Origin of the sequence: Clostridium sartagoforme, from assembly GCF_039521405.1 — a bacterium.
In the GTDB taxonomy this organism is placed as follows: domain Bacteria; phylum Bacillota; class Clostridia; order Clostridiales; family Clostridiaceae; genus Clostridium; species Clostridium sartagoforme.
In genome coordinates this window covers 92,788-107,060 of sequence record NZ_BAAACH010000012.1, presented here as the reverse complement: position 1 = coordinate 107,060, position 14,273 = coordinate 92,788, and the positions used below count along the sequence as shown (strand labels likewise).

The following is a 14,273-nucleotide window of genomic DNA, read 5'->3' as shown; positions in this document are numbered from 1 at the left end:
TATTTTATAGCTTACCCTTTTATAGTAAAAATAAATTTTTATATTTAAATTGTACCTTTACTTAAAACTGTTAATTTATCTTCTTCGTTTTGAATTCCATTTATTATTTTTACTGAAGATGAAATATCACCAATTAAAATTCCGCCTACAAGTTTATTATTATAGAAAAATAACTTCGAATACTTATTATTTAAAGTATCTATAGAACCAATTTTCTCTAATGAAGGATCATCAAAATTTATAGTTCCAGCAGAAAATACTTGAGTATTCATTGCAGCAAATACTGTAGAGGAAACAAATTTTTCAAATTTAATCTTATCACCTGTAGCGTTAGCACCTGCAACTTTCCCCATTTCTATTGCTGCTGGCCAATTTCCATAATATATTCCATCTAATTCAGCTACATCCCCACAAGCATATATATCTTCTACATTAGTTTGCATATATGGATTTACTATAACACCTTTATTACAATGAATACCTAAAGGTTGTGCTAAGAAAATATTTGCTCTAACTCCAACTGAATAAATAATAATATCGGCATCTATTTGTTTACCACTTTTCAATTGCAGAGATTGAACTCCATCCTTGTTAGCAGTTATAAAATCAACAGCTTCTCCCAAAAGAACTTTAACAGGTGTTTTGCTAACTAAGTCTTCAAACAAGTTGGAACCATCTGTATCTAATTGACGTGGAAGCATTCTTTCTGCTAATTCTACAACAGTAACATTCATATTACGTTTTTGAACCTCCCAAGCAGCTTCAAGGCCCAATAAGCCACCACCAATAATCACTATGTTTTTAGATGCTGGCAGTTGCTCTTTAAGAGATTCAACATCCGAAAGTTTCTTTATTGTATGAATTCCTTTGACTGTATTATAGGTCCATGAATTTACTTCAATTTCATGATCTTCAAATTTCACTTTAGTTGGAGGAACAAAGTTATAACTACCATTAGCCAAAATTAACTTATCATAATGAATTCCTTGTTTATTATCTAATTTTATAGTCTTTGTATCTTTATCTATACTATTTACGTTAGCACCTAGGATTTCAACTATATTATTTTCTTTATACCAATTAGCTTTTTCAAGATAAAAAGAATCATCAATTTTTTCAGTTATTAAATCTGAAAGTTGAGTTCTCACATATGAATGCTCTAGCTCATTTGAAATTAGTTTAATTATTGCACTTTCATTTCTTTCCTTAATAGCTTTGGCTGCATAGAACCCAGCTGCTCCATTACCTATAATTACATAGGTTTCTTCTTTATCTATAGAATAAGTGGTCTTTTTCCTCTCGATTTCTATAAACTGATCACTTCCAGCACCACAAACAGGACAAACTTCTGGTACAGTTTCTGATTCAAATATTTCACCACAAATTATGCACTTCCAAAGCTTTAAGCCTCCATTAGTAGGAATTTCTTCAATAGTTGTTTTAGATTTTGATTCAGGAGCAAGATTCTTTTTACCAGTTAAGATTTCTCCAAATCCTAAGCCAAATTCATAAGCTTCTTCTAATTCATTATCAGAAGGTTTAAAGTTAATCTTTAAACTTCCATAAAACTTCATATTTAGTTCTCTTAGTCTTGTTTCTATTCTAGGAATTGCTTCGCCACTCCAACCATAAGATCCAAAAGCAGCAGACAATTTATTACCATGGACAACAGGATTTAATTTTGAAAGCACATCCCGAATTGGCTCTAATAATTCGGAAACTATAGTTGGAGAACCGCATAGTAACCCATCAGATTCTGTAATGCTATTTACTATATCACTAATTTCATGATGAATAACATTAAATAATCTAACTTCAATGTTACCTGAAGCTTCTATACCCTTAGCAATTTCCTTAGCTAAAGATTCTGTATATCCATAAGCTGATACATAAGGAATAGTAACAACTTTTTTACCATCTAAAGCTGGGCTTTCAGGAGTACTCCACTTTCTATAAAGTTCAACTATTTTCATTGGTTCTTCAATTAAGACTGGGCCATGACCAGGTAAAATCATATCTATATTTAGATTTTCAATTTTCTTAATTGCCTTCAATACAAAAGGTTTATATGGACCAAAAATGCAATCAAAATAGTATTTTAAAGCATCCATATAATGTTCTTCATTTTCTACTCTACTATTTACTATTGCTTCAGATGAATAGTGGGACCCGAAGGAGTCACAAGTAATTAAAAGCTCATCTTCGGCAATATATGTGTAAATAGAATCTGGCCAATGTAAAAATGGAGCAGATATAAAGTTTAATGTTTTATTACCTAAACTTATTGTATCTCCATCACCTACAGTTATTGAGTCAATATCTTTATTAGCGATTTTTTTCATAAATTTAATAGCAGCAGCAGAACCTACTACTTTAGCATTAGGTGAAATTTCTAACAACCTAGCAACTGAACCAGCATGATCAGGTTCGGTATGATCAAGGACTATATAATCGATGTTAGTTATATCTATATCTAAGTCTTTTAATCTTTCTATATACTGATCAAAAAATTCAACTTTAACTGTTTCAAATACAGCTGTTTTCTCGCTTCCTTTAACAACATATGAATTATAGCTAGTTCCGTAAGGTGTGTACATAATAATATCGAAAATTCTTAAATCTGGATCGAGAGCTCCAACCCAATATATATCCTTTTTTACTTCTAAAGACTTCATAAATCTACACCTTCCTCAAAATAAATATTAAATAATAATTGTTATTATAAAATTATTATATGTCTAAATATTAACAATATCAATAACTATTTAAAATATTTATTATAAATAATATCATTAATACTATTGATATATTATGGTATAACATAAAATTTTATTATATAAGTTATAGTAAATATTATATTTTTGAATAAAATATTAATAAATATAACTTAAAAGAATAATTGATTTTTAATTTATATAAACATAGTCTAACAATAATGTCTTAATATTATTACTAAATCATCAATATAACTATAAATTTGCAAAGGAACTTGAGAAAAGTATTATAAAATCGACATAGTAAAATAATAATTTATTATTAGATATTTTATTTGATTTAAAAAAGTACATTTAACAAAAAATTTAAAATAAAAAAATGTAAAAATATAAGGAAATATTTTATTAATCTAATAAACAATGTTTGACATTGTTTTAATAATTTCTATGATATGTTTTTAATGTGGTAGTTAATTAGTATATAGTAATTTACAAAGGAGAGGTAAAATGAATATTGTTGATAATCTATATAATGTTGTAAAAAAAGAGGATAGGGAAAGTAAGTATATTTATAGAATGATAAGTGAAAGTTTTTATGATGGACAAGCCTTTGGAATTGAAGTTGAAAGACAAGATATAGTAGATGGTAGCGTGGTGAAAATAGAAAGAGATAAAATTAGAAATATATCAAACATTAAGGAGAAGGTTAATGAATTATTAAATTTACTACATGTTAATCAAGTATCTCCAATACATCTTGTTGACATATTAGGAGAATATGTTGATGAATATGTAGCTGACTTCAATTTATAAAATAAAGGATATTAAAAATCATATAAAATCTAATATTTATAGTAAAATATATTAGAGGTGGTTTTATGATAATAGGAATAGGAATAGATATAATTGAAATAGATAGAATAAAAAAGGCTATTGATAGAACAAATGGGTTTATAGAAAAAATATTTACAGATAAAGAAATAACGTTATTTAAATCTAAAAATATGAGATCAGAAGTTATAGCAGGAAACTTTGCAGCAAAAGAAGCAATAAGTAAGTCTTTAGGTACTGGAATAAGAGGATTTTCTTTAAAAGAAATAGAAGTATTAAGAGATGATTTAGGCAAACCGATAGTGTTTTTAAGTGATAATATAGAAAAGTTGATAGGAAAAGGGTATAAGTTAAACTTATCTATATCACACAATAATACATCTGCTATAGCATTTGCTATTTTGGAGGAATCATAATGTATATAATGTCAACAAGAAACTGCAAAGATATTGATAAATATACTATAGATAAAATCGGAATACCAAGTATTATTCTTATGGAGAATGCTTCAAATGAAGTTATAAGTAATATTTTGGAGTTGAAAGGAAATTTTATTGTTTTTTGTGGAATAGGAAATAATGGTGGGGATGGATTAGCTATTGCAAGAAAATTAATTTTACAAAATAGAGATGTTCATATAGTAGTAATAGGAGGTTTAGAAAAATGCTCTAATGAATTTTCTGTTAACCTAAATATACTAAATAATCTTACTTCAAATATTTCATTCATAAATAATGAAAATAATTTAGACGAATTTTTTACAAATCTAAAGGATTATGAAATTGCAATAGATTGTATATTTGGAATAGGATTAAATAGAAAATTAAATGACTTTTATATAAAATTAATAAATACTATAAATAAAAAATTTAAAGTTAAAATAAGTATTGATGTTCCATCAGGATTAAATGCAGATAATGGAGAACCTATGGGAGCTGCTATAGAGGCAGATATAAGCTATACTTTTGAAGTTATAAAAAGAGGATTTATAGAATATAATGCATTAAAATACCTAGGTGAATTAAATGTATTAAATATAGGAATTCCTGAAATCGTTAAGAAAAAGAATTCAGAAAATATATTTATTTTGGAGAAAGAGCAGTATAGTAATTTATTAAATAGAAGAAGTTTGTATGGTCATAAGGGAACTTATGGGAAAATTTCTATCTTGGCTGGTAGCAAGGGGTATACTGGAGCGGCTTATATAGCTACAGAGGCATGTGTAAAATCTGGTGCTGGATTAACTACTTTGATATCTTCAAGATATGTACAAGATAAATTAAGTTGTAAGCTTATTGAAGCTATGACGTTAGATATAGAGGAGCGTGATAAGGTAAAAGAAACTCTTAATAATTCAGATGTAATTGCAATTGGTCCTGGAACAACAGGAGATACGTTATATAAAGATATATTGGATTACATAGAAGACTATAAAGGAAAATTTTTTGTTGTTGATGCAGGAGCACTTCAATTATTAACAAAGGATAAATCAATAATGAAAAAAATTAAAGGAAAAGCAATTTTTACCCCTCATCCAGGTGAAATGGCAAAAATTATAGGTGAATCTATAGAATTTGTTGAGGATAATAGGATAGAAGTTGCTAAGAAATATGCAAAAGAAAATAATATAGTTGTGGTATTAAAAGGATATAATACAGTAATAACAAATGGTGATGATGTGTACATAAATAATACTGGGAATAGTAAAATGGCTTCAGGGGGAATGGGGGACTGCTTAACAGGAATAATATCAGCCCTTCTTGGTCAAAATCATTCTATAATGAATTCAGCATTACTTGGCACATATATACATGGATTATCAGGAGAGATGGCATCTTCTGAAAAGTATAGTACAGTGGCGTCTGAAGTTATAGAGAATATATCAAAAGTTATGGATTATATAGCTAGATAAATATTAAAGTATGAATAAAATCCGATTAAAGCTAATATTAGTAATAATGAACAGATAGGCTTTAGGAGGATTTATGAAAAAGAAGTTATTATTAATACTTATGGTATGTATACCAATTATATCAATTATTTTAGTAATATTATTTAGAGTTACAGCAGAGCCAACTAATGAAGATATAATTAAGTCGTTAAAAGAAATAAAATGTTACAGTACAAAAGTGGAGTATATAATAAAAAACAGTAGATACGAAGAAAGAGAAGATACTACTCAATATTATTTAAAAGATATTGGTGGAAGAATTGATTTTGGAGAAGAAAGAACAAAAATTTATAAGGATAATAAGATTATAGTTAAAGATAATATATCAAATAAGGAATATACAATGGAACAGGAAATGGATATAGTTCATTCTTTAGCATTTTTGAATAAGTTATTATCATATCCTATTGATGAAAATGGCATAAAAGAGGGACAAGAAGAATGGGGAGATACTGAATATATAGAATTTACCTGTGAGATGTTTTTAGATAACGATCATTTGGATAAGATTAGGATTTTTATAGATAAGCAAGAAAAAACTCCAATAGGAGCAATTATATATGATAAGGATGGAAAAGACAGAATAAGAATTGTATACAATGATTTTGAAAAATTAAAGCAATTAGATAATGGATTGCTAGAATAAATAAAATAAAAATAACCAGTTCAATATCTTAAATTAACATTAGTACACTGAAAGAAGTAAAAAAAATGGAGTACATAAGTATATATAATAGTTTTAACTATAAGAAGAAAATTAAGGTATTATAAAAAATAATTATTATCAGTTAATTGTTAATAGGTAATATTATATAATTAGAAAATTAAATAAAAAGTGTAACATAAGTTTTGACAAAGTGACATAATTTGCAATATAATTTATTTATACATAGATTTTTACTACCTGGAGGCAAATTATGTCTAAAAAAGTTAAAAACATACACTTTATAAAAAATGTAGTTAAAATTAAAAAAAAGAGTCAATTTATTGACCCTAATTTAATAGAATATAATGAAAATCAATTTAATATGGAATTTATAGAATTAATGAAAGCTGGTTACAAAGAGATGTCTAAAATTAATTTGGAGCTTTCACAACTTCCTTTCGAGTGCGAAATTGCAGATATTAATGAATATGAGAACTGGCTTTGCGGAGTGTGATATTTCTAATGACGACTATGGTAGTAAAAAGAGGGGATATTTTTTATGCAGATTTAAGTCCTGTTATAGGTTCAGAACAAGGTGGAATTAGACCAGTTATAATAATTCAAAATGATATAGGTAATAAATATAGTCCAACAGTTATAGTAGCAGCAATAACATCTCAAATAAATAAGGCTAAATTACCAACTCATGTAGAGATTTCTTCAGAAGAATATGGATTAAATAGAGATTCTGTTGTTTTATTAGAACAGGTAAGAACACTAGATAAAAAGAGATTAAAAGAGAAAATAGGACATATGACAGATTCGGATATGAAAAAAGTTAATAAGGCTTTACTAATTAGCTTAAATCTTGTATAAAGTTTTATTTGATAAAAGAGTATATTAAATACTTAAGAAACCCGATTAGGGTTTCTTTTCTTTTATAATAAGTTTATAGAAAAGAAGTAAAGTTATACACTGCAGACCATTAGTATATACAATATTGGTACAATACACATATTAGAATAACAAAAAATCTTCAATAGTATATACAAAATAAAAATATTATGATAAAATAATTTTAGTAAATAAAGCACAATATATTTACAGGCAAATAAAATCTTAGGAGGATAAAAAATGATAAAAAATGTTGAAGAATTAAAATCAGTAGCAAAAACTGTACGTGGAGATATAGTTTCAATGTTGACAGAATCACGTTCAGGACATCCTGGAGGTTCATTATCAGCAGCAGACATATTAACTACATTATTTTTTAATGAAATGAATATAAATCCAGAGGATCCTAAAGATGAAAATAGAGATAGATTTGTATTGTCAAAAGGACATGCAGCCCCTGTTTTATATAGTGTGCTAGCGAGAAGAGGTTATTTTCCTGTTGAAGAATTAAATACTTTAAGAAAAATTGGTTCAAGATTACAAGGGCATCCAAGTATGAGGTACTTACCTGGAATAGATATGTCAACAGGATCTTTAGGTCAAGGGATTTCAGCTTCTGTAGGAATGGCATTAGCAGGAAAAATTGATAATAAGAATTATAGAGTCTATACTCTTCTAGGTGATGGAGAGCTTGAAGAAGGTCAAGTGTGGGAAGCAACAATGTCAGCAAGTCATTATAAGTTAGATAATTTAACTGCATTCATTGACTTTAATGGATTACAAATTGATGGTGATATAACAAAAGTTATGAATCCATCTCCAATAGATGAAAAATTTAAGGCTTTCGGATGGAATGTCTTAGTTATAGATGGTCATAATATAGAGCAAATATTAGATTCAATAGAGAAAGCAAAAGCTTGCAAAGGAAAGCCAACTGTTGTTGTATGTAATACAATAAAAGGAAAAGGAGTTTCTTTTATGGAAAATCAAGCTGCATGGCATGGAACGGCTCCAAGTAAAGAACAATGCGAGCAAGCTTTAGCAGAAATTGGAGGTAACTAGTAATGAGTAAAAAGATTGCAACAAGAGAAGCTTATGGTAAGGCATTAGCATCATTAGCTAATATAAACAATAACATAGTAGTTTTAGATGCAGATCTCTCAAAATCTACAAAGACTGCAGATTTTAAAGCTGTTTGTGAAGAAAGATTCTTTAATATGGGAATTGCTGAATGTAATATGATGGGGGTTGCAGCAGGCTTATCTACTTGTGGTAAAATACCATTTGTTAGTACTTTCGCAATGTTTGCAGCAGGAAGAGCTTTTGAGCAAATAAGAAACTCTATATGCTATCCCAAATTAAATGTTAAAGTATGTGCAACACATGCGGGGCTAACAGTAGGAGAAGATGGAGCATCTCATCAAGCAATAGAAGATTTAGCATTAATGAGAAGTATTCCTAATATGACAGTGATATGTCCTTCTGATGCAGTAGAAACTGAAGCAGCAATTAAAGCTATAGCAAAATATGATGGACCTTGTTATGTTAGACTTGGAAGATCAGCAGTTAATGTTATAAATGATGAAAATACTTATGAATTTAAAATAGGAAAAGGTGTAACATTAGCAGAAGGAAAAGATGTAACAATAATTGCTACTGGAATAATGGTAGATGTTGCATTGGAAGCAAAAGAACAATTAAAAAACCAAGGGATTATTGCAAGAGTAATAAATATTCATACATTGAAACCAATAGATAAAGAAATACTAGTTAAAGCAGCAAGAGAGACAGGAGCAATAGTTACGGTTGAAGAACATAATATAATTGGCGGACTAGGGTCAGCTGTTGCAGAAGTATTAAGTGAAGAGATTCCAGTACCTGTTTTAAGGGTTGGTGTAAATGATGTATTTGGAGAAAGTGGATTGCCAGATCAATTATTAGAGGCTTATGGATTAACTGCTAATAATGTAATAGAAAAGGCTAAAAAGGCAATTTCATTAAAGAAATAAATAAGTTTACTATAATAATTTAAATATATATAAAATAGCTATATTTACCACTAAGCTGTAGAAGTTTTCTACAGCTTTTTACTTTAATTGAAATTATAAATTATATAAAGTAGGTATGAGCATAAAGATAATAATGTAATTTTAATTGAATAACATTATTATCCTTATAAGAAAATAATATTTATATTATTAATTAAAACATATATGTAATACTAGTTTTAATTATATAGATTATTAATTAAAACATATATATAATATTAGATGAGATTCTTTAATTGTTTAGTTAAAATATTATAATTTACTTCGGATAAAAACGCATAATATGAGAGAAAATAATAGAGATTCTCTAAGGAAGGGGGATATAAAATGAAAGAAAAAATAAAGGAATATTGTTTAATTATTGTTGGAGTATTTTTAGTAGCACTATCATTAGAATATTTTTTCATACCTAATAATATAGCGGCAGGGGGATTAACTGGTTTAGCTATAGTAATAAATCACTATATACCTTCAATATCAACAGGTCCCTTAGTGTTCATAATGGATTTAGTTTTATTTATAGTTGGATTTATTTTTCTTGGGAAAAGTTTTGGGGTAAAAACAATAGTTTCTAGTTTTAGTTTAGCTGGAATGATGACTATAATAGAAAAATTTTTTAATCCTCAAGCACTAACAGAAGATTTAATGCTAGCATCTATTTTTGGAACCTTTATAACAGCTATAGGCATGGCAATTGTATTTAATGCAAATGCATCAACAGGTGGTACAGATACTATTGCCAAAATATTAAATAAATTCTTTCATATAGATATAGGTAAGTCTTTATTAGCAGTAGATTTTATAATAACCTTATTAGGAGCTATTACTTTTGGAATAAATATAGGATTATATGGATTAATCTCAGTCATAATAAATGGTATAGCAATTGATAAAGTTATAGAAGGATTCCATGTATGTAAGGAAGTAACTATAATAAGTAGTAAAAATGATGAAATAGGTAAATTCATAATGAATGATTTAGAAAGAGGATGTACTTATTTAAAGGGTGTTGGAGGATTCACAGGAAAAGATACCTATGTGTTGTATGCAGTACTAGGAAGAAGTGAATTTATAAAACTAAAACAACATATAAGCAAGATAGATCCTAGAGCTTTTATTACTGTTGGAGAAGTTCATGAAGTTATGGGAGAAGGATTTAGAAATATACAATAATAGTACTAACAAGGGGGACATTTTAATTAGGAGGGAAACAAACCATATGAAGAATAAATTAAAAGAATATCTTTTATCAACAGTAGGTGTAACAATAGTAGCTTTAGGATTAGAATACTTTTTCTTTCCAAATGGAATAGCAGCAGGTGGTGTATCTGGATTAGCGTTAGCAATAACAAAAATGGTAAATATAAATCCAAGTATTTTAGTTTTTATATTTAATGTTATTTTATTTATATTAGCATTTTTCTTAATAGGAGGATCATTTGGAGCAAAAAGTATTTATGCAAGTGTAATGATGTCAATTATTATGTGGATTTGCGAAACCTTTTTACAGCCTAAAGCTATAACTGAGAATTTAATTCTATCATGTATATTTGGATCAGCAGTATTGGCAATAGGAACAACGATAGTATTTCATCAAGATGCATCTACTGGTGGAACAAGCATATTAGCAAAGATTATAAATAAGTACTTTAATTTACCGATAGGTCAAGGTTTATTAATTGCAGATTGTACAGTAACATTACTAGCAATATATTCATTTGGAGTTGAAAAGGGATTATTTGGTCTTTTAAGTGCAATATTAATAGGAAATTTAGTTGATAGATTTAGTGCTGGTATAAATCCTGTAAAACAAGTATTTATAATAACTAATAAAGAAAAATTAGTAGTAGATTTTATAAATAATGAAATAGATAGGGGATGTACAATTTTAACTGGAAAAGGTGGATATACCAAAGAAAATACAACAGTTATATATACAGTATTAAATTCAAGTCAATTTATAACTTTAAAACAATTTATAAAGCATAATAATCCAGAAGCTTTTTTAACTGTAAGTGAATCAACAGAAGCGTTAGGTAAAGGATTTACAGATTATTAAGAAATAATGAAAATTTAAAAGAATTTTGAAAAAATATAGATTTTATTAGTGATAAAGGAATAAAAAAAGTTTTTCCTTGCTCTTTGTTATGCTATAATAACGCTATAGGTTTAACAACTTTTAAAATAATACGCTTATGCGAGGTGTTGTGAAATGATAGAATTTAAAAATGTATCTAAGCTATATGATAATAATGTAAAGGCTTTATCAGATGTGAATATAAATATAGAATCAGGTGAGTTTGTATTTTTAGTTGGACCTTCAGGATCAGGAAAGTCAACTTTTATTAAAATGTTAATTAAGGAAATAGAACCAACAGTTGGAGATATAGCAGTTGCAGGCAAAAAGCTTTCAACCATATCAAGAAGACAAATACCTTATTACAGAAGAAAAATAGGAATGGTTTTCCAAGACTTTAGACTTATTCCGACATTGAATGTATATGAAAATGTCGCTTTTGCTATGAGGGTTGTAGAGGCATCTCCTAAGGAAATAAGGAAGAGAGTACCTATGGTATTATCATTAGTGGGGCTTTCTCATAAATATAAGATGTTCCCAACTGAGCTATCTGGTGGTGAGCAACAAAGGGTTGCATTAGCAAGAGCTATAGTTAATAATCCTTCAGTTTTAATATGTGATGAGCCAACAGGAAATCTAGATCCAGAAACAGCTAAAGAAATTATGGATTTATTAGAGGATATTAATAGAGCAGGAACAACTATACTAATGGCTACTCATGCTAAAGAGATAGTTGATAGCATGAAAAAAAGAGTTATTGCCATAGAGAAGGGAAATATAGCAAGAGATACAAAGAGGGGGATGTACGAAAATGAAAATTAATACACTGAAATACTTTTTTGTAGACGCAATGAAAAGTCTTAGAAGAAATAGAACACTAAGTATAGCAGCAATGATCACTGTACTAATAACATTTTTTATATTTGGTACATTTACCTTATTAGGATTAAATTTTAATAAAGCAATAGAAGATGTTGCATCCAAGGTAGAGATTAAAGTCTTTTTAAAAGATGATATAAAGTTATTAGATCAAAGAGAGATAGAGTTAAAGCTAAATGAGCAAAAGGGAGCAAAGGAAGTAATATATGAATCAAGGGAAGAAGCATTTTTAAACTTTAAAGAAAGCTTAAAAGATAACCCTGGTTTATTACAAGGGTATGATTTACAAAATAATCCTCTTCCAAGTTCTTTTATAGTAAAATTAGAAAATCCAGAAGATGCAAATGAAATTACAAAAGCCGTAGAGGATATGACTGGTGTAGAAAATATATCTAATCAACAAGAAATGATAAATGCAATAAGTTCATTTGTTAGTGGAGTTAGAATAGCTGGATTAATATTATTTGTAGTATTTATAGGAGTTTCTATATTCTTAATAACTAACACAACTAAGATAACAGTATATTCAAGAAGAAAAGAAGTTGGAATAATGAAATTTGTAGGTGCTACTGATTGGTTTATAAGGTGGCCATTTATAATAGAAGGTATGATAATAGGTATGGTAGGTTCTTTATTGTCAAGCGTATTATTATTTACACTTTATAAATGGGCTTATGGATACATAGTTTCAAATATGTTCTTAGTGACACTAGTTACACCAAGCTTTGTGCTTGGAACATTAACATGGCTATTTTTACTAGGTGGAATATTAGTTGGTGCAGCAGGAAGTATAGTAGCATTAAGAAAATTCTTAGATGTATAAAATATAGAACAAAAAGAAAAAATAATTAATATAAATTAAGTGGGGTTTATCTCCACTTAAAACATATTTAAAGCAATCTTAGAGTATAGATAATATGTGTATAGCCCACTGAGAGAGTTTTATGAAAGGAAGTATTAATATATGGAGGGAAATAACAGTAAAAATATAAAAAAAAATAATAAATATAAAAAATCCTTAATAATAATTGGAATAGTTATAGTATTTATATTTTCTAATATAATGTTTTTCTACATTGGGAATGTATTTGCATTTAATGGCTTATCATTAAAAAGTGTAAGTAAAGATGTAGCGAAGGATTTAGGCGATATAAAGGATGTTAAAAAATATGATTTATTATTCCAAGTAAGGGATGCACTGTTAGCTAAATATGATGGAGAAATAGATGATGACACCTTATTAGAAGCAGCTATAAAAGGCATGACTCAATCATTAAATGATCCATATACAATATTTATGAATTCCAATGAATATAAATCATTTGTAGAGCAAAGTGAGGGACACTTTGTTGGAATAGGAGCTCAGTTAGGAATAAAGGATGACAAGGTTACTGTTGTAGCACCAATAGAAGGTTCACCAGCTGAAGAAGCTGGCCTAAAAAGTGGCGATGTTATATTAAAAGTAGATGGAAAAGACATAACAGAGCCAAATGTAGAAAAAACAATATCTATGATAAAGGGAGAACAAGGTAAGCCAGTAACATTAACAGTTGCAAGAGCAAGTTCTCAGTCTCTTGATATAACAATAATTAGAGATGTAATTAAGATGATTTCAGTAAAGGGAGAAGTCTTAGACGGAGATATAGGATATATACAAATATCTTCTTTCGATGAAGATGTGGCTAGGAATTTTAAGGAAAAGATAATTGAACTAAAAAATCAAGGTATGAAGGGTATGATCTTAGACTTGAGAGGAAACCCAGGAGGTTTTTTAGGAGAAGCAGTTAACGTTGCTTCACAATTCATACCAAAGGGAAAAGTAGTAACATATACTATAGATAAGTATGACAACAAGCAAGAATCAAACTCTGTTGGCGGAGAAGCTGAGGGAATGCCTTTAGTTATATTAATAGACGGAGGAAGTGCATCTGCTTCAGAGGTAGTTACTGGAGCCTTAAGAGATTATGGCGCAGGCACTACAATAGGTACAACAAGTTTTGGGAAAGGTGTTGTTCAACAATTAATAGAATTTAAAGATGGAAATGGTGGATTAAAGGTAACAACTTCAAAATACTATACTCCAAATGGAGAAAATATACACAAGGTTGGAATTAAGCCGGATATAGAAGTTACTATTCCAGAAGAAATATTATCAAAAGAATATGATAGGAGTATAGATCCACAGTTTAATAAGGCTTTAGAAGCAATAAAAGATAAATTAAAATAGGAGGCT

General features: G+C 28.4%; 14 protein-coding genes. 13 read left to right on the top strand and 1 reads right to left on the bottom strand.

Annotation, left to right across the window (positions count from 1 at the left end; genetic code table 11):
- Positions 1–44 precede the first annotated feature (44 nt).
- Positions 45–2,675, bottom strand: a complete 2,631-nt coding sequence (locus ABDZ60_RS06155; RefSeq protein WP_343776959.1) for an FAD-dependent oxidoreductase — start codon at positions 2,673–2,675, stop codon at positions 45–47.
- Between the two features lie 546 nt (positions 2,676–3,221).
- Here ABDZ60_RS06155 and ABDZ60_RS06150 point away from each other — a divergent pair.
- The 13 genes from ABDZ60_RS06150 to ABDZ60_RS06090 all read left to right on the top strand — a co-directional run bounded on the left by ABDZ60_RS06150 (position 3,222) and on the right by ABDZ60_RS06090 (position 14,267).
- Positions 3,222–3,527 carry a DUF6514 family protein gene (locus tag ABDZ60_RS06150; protein ID WP_016207510.1) on the top strand — a complete coding sequence of 102 codons (306 nt, stop codon included), beginning with the start codon at positions 3,222–3,224 and terminating at the stop codon, positions 3,525–3,527.
- 65 nt (positions 3,528–3,592) lie between these two features.
- Positions 3,593–3,961, top strand: coding sequence for a holo-ACP synthase (gene acpS, locus ABDZ60_RS06145; RefSeq protein WP_343776956.1), 369 nt, complete (start codon positions 3,593–3,595; stop codon positions 3,959–3,961).
- The gene (locus tag ABDZ60_RS06140) at positions 3,961–5,457 is read left to right on the top strand and encodes an NAD(P)H-hydrate dehydratase (RefSeq protein ID WP_343776954.1); all 1,497 of its coding nucleotides are present in this window, start codon (positions 3,961–3,963) and stop codon (positions 5,455–5,457) included. Before acpS ends, ABDZ60_RS06140 begins: the two co-directional genes overlap by 1 nt.
- 73 nt (positions 5,458–5,530) lie before the next feature.
- The gene (locus ABDZ60_RS06135; RefSeq protein WP_016207508.1) at positions 5,531–6,142 is read left to right on the top strand and encodes a germination lipoprotein GerS-related protein; all 612 of its coding nucleotides are present in this window, start codon (positions 5,531–5,533) and stop codon (positions 6,140–6,142) included.
- A 271-nt stretch (positions 6,143–6,413) separates the two neighbouring features.
- Entirely contained in the window at positions 6,414–6,656 is a 243-nt protein-coding gene (locus tag ABDZ60_RS06130) for a hypothetical protein (RefSeq protein WP_047002126.1), read from the top strand.
- An 8-nt stretch (positions 6,657–6,664) separates the two neighbouring features.
- On the top strand, positions 6,665–7,018 hold the full coding sequence (locus tag ABDZ60_RS06125; RefSeq protein ID WP_040436753.1) for a type II toxin-antitoxin system PemK/MazF family toxin: 354 nt from the start codon (positions 6,665–6,667) through the stop codon (positions 7,016–7,018).
- 258 nt (positions 7,019–7,276) lie between these two features.
- A complete protein-coding gene (locus ABDZ60_RS06120; protein WP_047002125.1) occupies positions 7,277–8,098 on the top strand; it encodes a transketolase in 822 nt (273 codons plus the stop codon).
- A gap of 2 nt (positions 8,099–8,100) precedes the next feature.
- Entirely contained in the window at positions 8,101–9,045 is a 945-nt protein-coding gene (locus ABDZ60_RS06115; protein ID WP_047002124.1) for a transketolase family protein, read from the top strand.
- A 366-nt stretch (positions 9,046–9,411) separates the two neighbouring features.
- Positions 9,412–10,257, top strand: coding sequence for a YitT family protein (locus ABDZ60_RS06110; RefSeq protein ID WP_016207503.1), 846 nt, complete (start codon positions 9,412–9,414; stop codon positions 10,255–10,257).
- A 46-nt stretch (positions 10,258–10,303) separates the two neighbouring features.
- The gene (locus ABDZ60_RS06105; protein WP_040436754.1) at positions 10,304–11,143 is read left to right on the top strand and encodes a YitT family protein; all 840 of its coding nucleotides are present in this window, start codon (positions 10,304–10,306) and stop codon (positions 11,141–11,143) included.
- A 153-nt stretch (positions 11,144–11,296) separates the two neighbouring features.
- The gene (gene ftsE, locus ABDZ60_RS06100; RefSeq protein WP_016207501.1) at positions 11,297–11,983 is read left to right on the top strand and encodes a cell division ATP-binding protein FtsE; all 687 of its coding nucleotides are present in this window, start codon (positions 11,297–11,299) and stop codon (positions 11,981–11,983) included.
- Positions 11,973–12,863 (top strand): permease-like cell division protein FtsX, encoded by an 891-nt coding sequence (gene ftsX / locus ABDZ60_RS06095; protein WP_016207500.1) that lies wholly within the window; start codon positions 11,973–11,975, stop codon positions 12,861–12,863. The genes ftsE and ftsX overlap by 11 nt, the downstream gene beginning before the upstream one ends.
- A 141-nt stretch (positions 12,864–13,004) precedes the next feature.
- Positions 13,005–14,267 carry a S41 family peptidase gene (locus ABDZ60_RS06090; protein ID WP_343776944.1) on the top strand — a complete coding sequence of 421 codons (1,263 nt, stop codon included), beginning with the start codon at positions 13,005–13,007 and terminating at the stop codon, positions 14,265–14,267.
- Positions 14,268–14,273: the final 6 nt, after the last annotated feature.

What these genes read in the sequence shown, in the direction of transcription:
- ABDZ60_RS06155 (WP_343776959.1), bottom strand. Translation starts at nt 2,675, where the DNA reads ATGAAGTCTTTAGAAGTAAAAAAGGATATATATTGGGTTGGAGCTCTC.
- ABDZ60_RS06150 (WP_016207510.1), top strand. Translation starts at nt 3,222, where the DNA reads ATGAATATTGTTGATAATCTATATAATGTTGTAAAAAAAGAGGATAGG.
- acpS (WP_343776956.1), top strand. Translation starts at nt 3,593, where the DNA reads ATGATAATAGGAATAGGAATAGATATAATTGAAATAGATAGAATAAAA.
- ABDZ60_RS06140 (WP_343776954.1), top strand. Translation starts at nt 3,961, where the DNA reads ATGTATATAATGTCAACAAGAAACTGCAAAGATATTGATAAATATACT.
- ABDZ60_RS06135 (WP_016207508.1), top strand. Translation starts at nt 5,531, where the DNA reads ATGAAAAAGAAGTTATTATTAATACTTATGGTATGTATACCAATTATA.
- ABDZ60_RS06130 (WP_047002126.1), top strand. Translation starts at nt 6,414, where the DNA reads ATGTCTAAAAAAGTTAAAAACATACACTTTATAAAAAATGTAGTTAAA.
- ABDZ60_RS06125 (WP_040436753.1), top strand. Translation starts at nt 6,665, where the DNA reads ATGACGACTATGGTAGTAAAAAGAGGGGATATTTTTTATGCAGATTTA.
- ABDZ60_RS06120 (WP_047002125.1), top strand. Translation starts at nt 7,277, where the DNA reads ATGATAAAAAATGTTGAAGAATTAAAATCAGTAGCAAAAACTGTACGT.
- ABDZ60_RS06115 (WP_047002124.1), top strand. Translation starts at nt 8,101, where the DNA reads ATGAGTAAAAAGATTGCAACAAGAGAAGCTTATGGTAAGGCATTAGCA.
- ABDZ60_RS06110 (WP_016207503.1), top strand. Translation starts at nt 9,412, where the DNA reads ATGAAAGAAAAAATAAAGGAATATTGTTTAATTATTGTTGGAGTATTT.
- ABDZ60_RS06105 (WP_040436754.1), top strand. Translation starts at nt 10,304, where the DNA reads ATGAAGAATAAATTAAAAGAATATCTTTTATCAACAGTAGGTGTAACA.
- ftsE (WP_016207501.1), top strand. Translation starts at nt 11,297, where the DNA reads ATGATAGAATTTAAAAATGTATCTAAGCTATATGATAATAATGTAAAG.
- ftsX (WP_016207500.1), top strand. Translation starts at nt 11,973, where the DNA reads ATGAAAATTAATACACTGAAATACTTTTTTGTAGACGCAATGAAAAGT.
- ABDZ60_RS06090 (WP_343776944.1), top strand. Translation starts at nt 13,005, where the DNA reads ATGGAGGGAAATAACAGTAAAAATATAAAAAAAAATAATAAATATAAA.